Genomic DNA, 3,527 nt, shown 5'->3' with positions numbered 1-3,527 from the left:
TATTTGGAAAATAATTTTGTCCTTCGCTAACCACATACCTAGTTCAAAAGTTGCCGAATATGAAGGCTTTGCATCATTGATTTTTTTAATTTTTTCTTTAAAGTCGTCGTGTATCTCCTTCAGGATAGGCGACATATCTTTACCTGGAATTTGTTTATTCAATTGCTCCTAATTTAATTTATCTTCATTCTTCAATTCTGCTAATATTTATACTTTTCTATAGTATTTGCTTTTTAGATTAAATTTTATATTTTGCGTTTTCCTGTTTTTATTAGCGGGTTTAATTCTTTATTGTTCTGTGTCTTACGTGAAAATTATAGACTCATGATTGAGAAATTGATATTAATTTCGATTACTCAATTTTTATAGCCACCCCACAAATTTATACTGGCTTTTCTATTTTTTCTAGAATCTCTATTCCTGACTCTATAAGGATTTACTTGATTATTTATTGTGTTCGTTCACTGCAATTGTAATCAGTTTATATGGGCATCATATTTTATATTGAAACAACAGAATAATTGTCATTGCGTGTAGATAAGGTAATACGTAGCAAGGAAAAAATTAAAATGCTCCTTAATATTTTTAGATTTATTAGGTTTTAATTTGGTAATTCTTCCGATGCATCTTTTAGCATTCTTTCTATTTCGTCTTTTGTAACTATACCTTTTGATGCTACACTATGAATATCATTCTCTGAAACTTCTTGTATTGTCTTATATGCAAGACGTTTTGTATAAGTTCTTTTCTTTTTTACAAAGTCTAAATCTTCACTAAAAGGTTTTTTACATTGTTCACACTTAAACTGTCGTCTATTAATTTCTAAAAATACTTCTTTTTCCCCAAAAGGGATGTCTTTAACAATATGTCTATGATTTTGATGTAATTTATGGCTGGTTGTGCCGCATTTAGGACAGGTACTAAATGACTTTTCTTGTTCTACTTGTAAAATCATCCCAATTCCAACATGAAGACGATGTGATATGACTTTCACACCGCTTAAATCAAGAAGCTCTGTTAGAATTTTAATATCTCTTTTACTGGTCATAAATTTAAAATTATTTAAAAATACTCTCAAATGTATTTATAGTTAATAATGAATATTCCGTATATGTCAATCTTTGCAACACTTTTATCTATTTATTGATACATTTTTTAAAAATATTTAATACATACTGCTAATGGGTTGACATAACAAGTACGAAAAAACCCAATAAATTTTGCCCATATCAGATCAAACAATCTTGGTTTTTCGGTAGGTGTTATGCTGAATGTTTAATTAAAATCTATAATTTTCCTTTATTATCAAGGTTTACAGGTTTTTAGAACCTCAATTTATGCACCAAGACTCAAACGTTAATGATAAAAGCTGTTATTATTGCCCAACAAAGGTTTCAAGCTTATTTGCATATACATTTAATTTAATAGGTACAGAAGAGTTACTTTCTTACGAAAGCATTTGACAAAATACCAGTATTTTGTCGTAGAAGTATTGTTTTAATTAATACAAATAAATTAAATGAATAGAGCTATCGATATTAGCTAATTTATTTTCCCAAGTAATTACATAGGAAATTCGACTCATTCGGCAGATTTGAGATTTTCTACTTATACCTTAATTGAGTTGAAATTTAAACGAACTCGCTGAAACTGTTCAACTTCTAAACAATTATTTTGGCAATTAACTTTTCGATTGTCTATCCAGGCTTGTTCAACTTCCACGCCGTGAAAGTGGAGTTTAACTGTGGTATATGGGAAAGCATAATCTCCCTGCTGTTGCCATGTAATTTCCAGAATATTGCGATCGCCACCCTCTTTGCAGGCATCGTGCTTCAGGTAAAATTTATCTAAGCGCCATTCGCCATATCCATCTCCCGCATCGCTATAAACCTGACCTTCACTAGTTAGAGTTATATGTGTGTAAATGTGAAGTATCAGTTGTTCTCCTACCGACATTGGTAGAATACTTCCCGCCTTCACAAGTATCGGTATTTGCTCAATGGGTGCTGTTATATTCACTGTATTTGCACCCTCCAATAATGTATCATCCCAGAAATTATACCAATACCCTTTCGGTAACGTGATGGAACGAGAAGTTGCGCCTGACTCCACAATGGCAGCAACTAGAAGCACATCACCCAATAAAAAAGTATCTTCCACATCCCAAAGACGCTTGTCTGCACTATCAGCCCAAAACAACGGACGCATCAGAGGATATCCTCTCTGGTTCGCTTCCCAGGCTAGGGTATATAGATAAGGCATCAGTTTGTAACGTAGCTGTAAGAATTCCCGGACAATACTCAGAGTTGGTTCACCAAAACCCCACGGTGTACGGGGCTTGACATTATTGGCAGAATGGGTGCGAAAAAATGGTAAAAAAGTTGACATTTGAAACCAGAGTAAATACAGTTCGGCGCTGGGATTACCTTTAAATCCGCCAATGTCTGCGCCACTGTAGGGAATTCCTGATAGTCCAAGATTCAGGATTGTCGGAATGGTTTGGCGTAACCCTGACCAACTGGTTTCAATATCTCCCGTCCAAGTCCAAGCATAACGTTGTAAACCTACCCAACCTGCTCGTGAAACAATGAAAGGGCGTAACTCTGGTTTGTATTCACTGAGTGCTTCATAAGCAGCTTCAGCTTGGAGTAATCCATAAACATTATGAGCTTCCCTATGGTCGCCACCTCTACCTTCCAGAGAATGCTGGGTTGAGTGCTGCGGTAAACTGGCATCTTCCCTATAAGCTGGAATACACAGATAAAGTGGGTCAGTTCCTGGGCCATACCTACCTCCAGCATCATAGTTCCACATCTGATAACTGCTGGTGGCTGGTGTAGTGCGGAGGTTCAGAGGCGCAGCCCGTTCTCCTAATCCGTAAATATATTCCAGCGATCGCAATTTGGCCTGATGTAGCCAACCAGAGGTTTTTTGCTGGGGCGGTAATTCTTCCCGGATTGTCTGCCCGTGGGCATTCTGTAATTCCACACTCCCATTTAGGGATATAATCACCTTCAGCGCTGCACTGGAAATTAGCCAGCGATCGCCTAGTTCCTGAAATTTTACCTCTATTTCTGGCCAGTCTTTGCGGGTGATGGTATAGAGAATCGGAAGTACTCCAGGTTGCCAATCAATCCTAATTAGATCGTCAGCCAAAAAGCATATTTCCAATTCAACATTCTGAAAATAAAATTTTCCACCTCTTGCGGTAGGTTCAGCGCTGAGGATGTTACCAATTTCTGCAAAAACCTCTATGGACGAACTCTGAAAATGACGCTCTAAAGTATCCCGTTGCAGGGAATAAAAGAATGAGCCTAAGAAGCGTCGTACTTTGATTAAGCGGAGATTTAATAATGCCTGTTTCCAGAAATTCATAACCTAAATTCTGGGTATTTTAAGGAATAGGCGACTGATTTTAGCGGAAATTCTCTGAGGTGTCGATACTCGTAGAAATTAGCACGGGCTAGTACAAGCAAACCTAAATAAACAGACTATTCAAAATCAATGAAAGTCCTTTGACCTTTAAC

General features: G+C 36.6%; 2 protein-coding genes. Both read right to left on the bottom strand.

Annotated features, from left to right (window positions below; genetic code table 11):
• Positions 1-601: 601 nt before the first annotated feature.
• On the bottom strand, positions 602-1,048 hold the full coding sequence (locus VB654_RS16005) for a transposase family protein (RefSeq protein ID WP_323214768.1): 447 nt from the start codon (positions 1,046-1,048) through the stop codon (positions 602-604).
• A gap of 560 nt (positions 1,049-1,608) precedes the next feature.
• On the bottom strand, positions 1,609-3,375 hold the full coding sequence (locus VB654_RS16000; protein WP_323214767.1) for a TIM-barrel domain-containing protein: 1,767 nt from the start codon (positions 3,373-3,375) through the stop codon (positions 1,609-1,611).
• Positions 3,376-3,527: the final 152 nt, after the last annotated feature.

Origin of the sequence: Nodularia sp. UHCC 0506, from assembly GCF_034931045.1 — a bacterium.
Classification (GTDB): Bacteria; Cyanobacteriota; Cyanobacteriia; order Cyanobacteriales; family Nostocaceae; genus Nodularia.
Note: the sequence above shows the minus strand (reverse complement) of the source record. Positions and strands in the feature narration are given on the sequence as shown.

Excerpts from the sequence above, each read along its gene's own strand:
- VB654_RS16005 (WP_323214768.1), bottom strand. The coding sequence starts at position 1,048 with ATGACCAGTAAAAGAGATATTAAAATTCTAACAGAGCTTCTTGATTTA.
- VB654_RS16000 (WP_323214767.1), bottom strand. The coding sequence starts at position 3,375 with ATGAATTTCTGGAAACAGGCATTATTAAATCTCCGCTTAATCAAAGTA.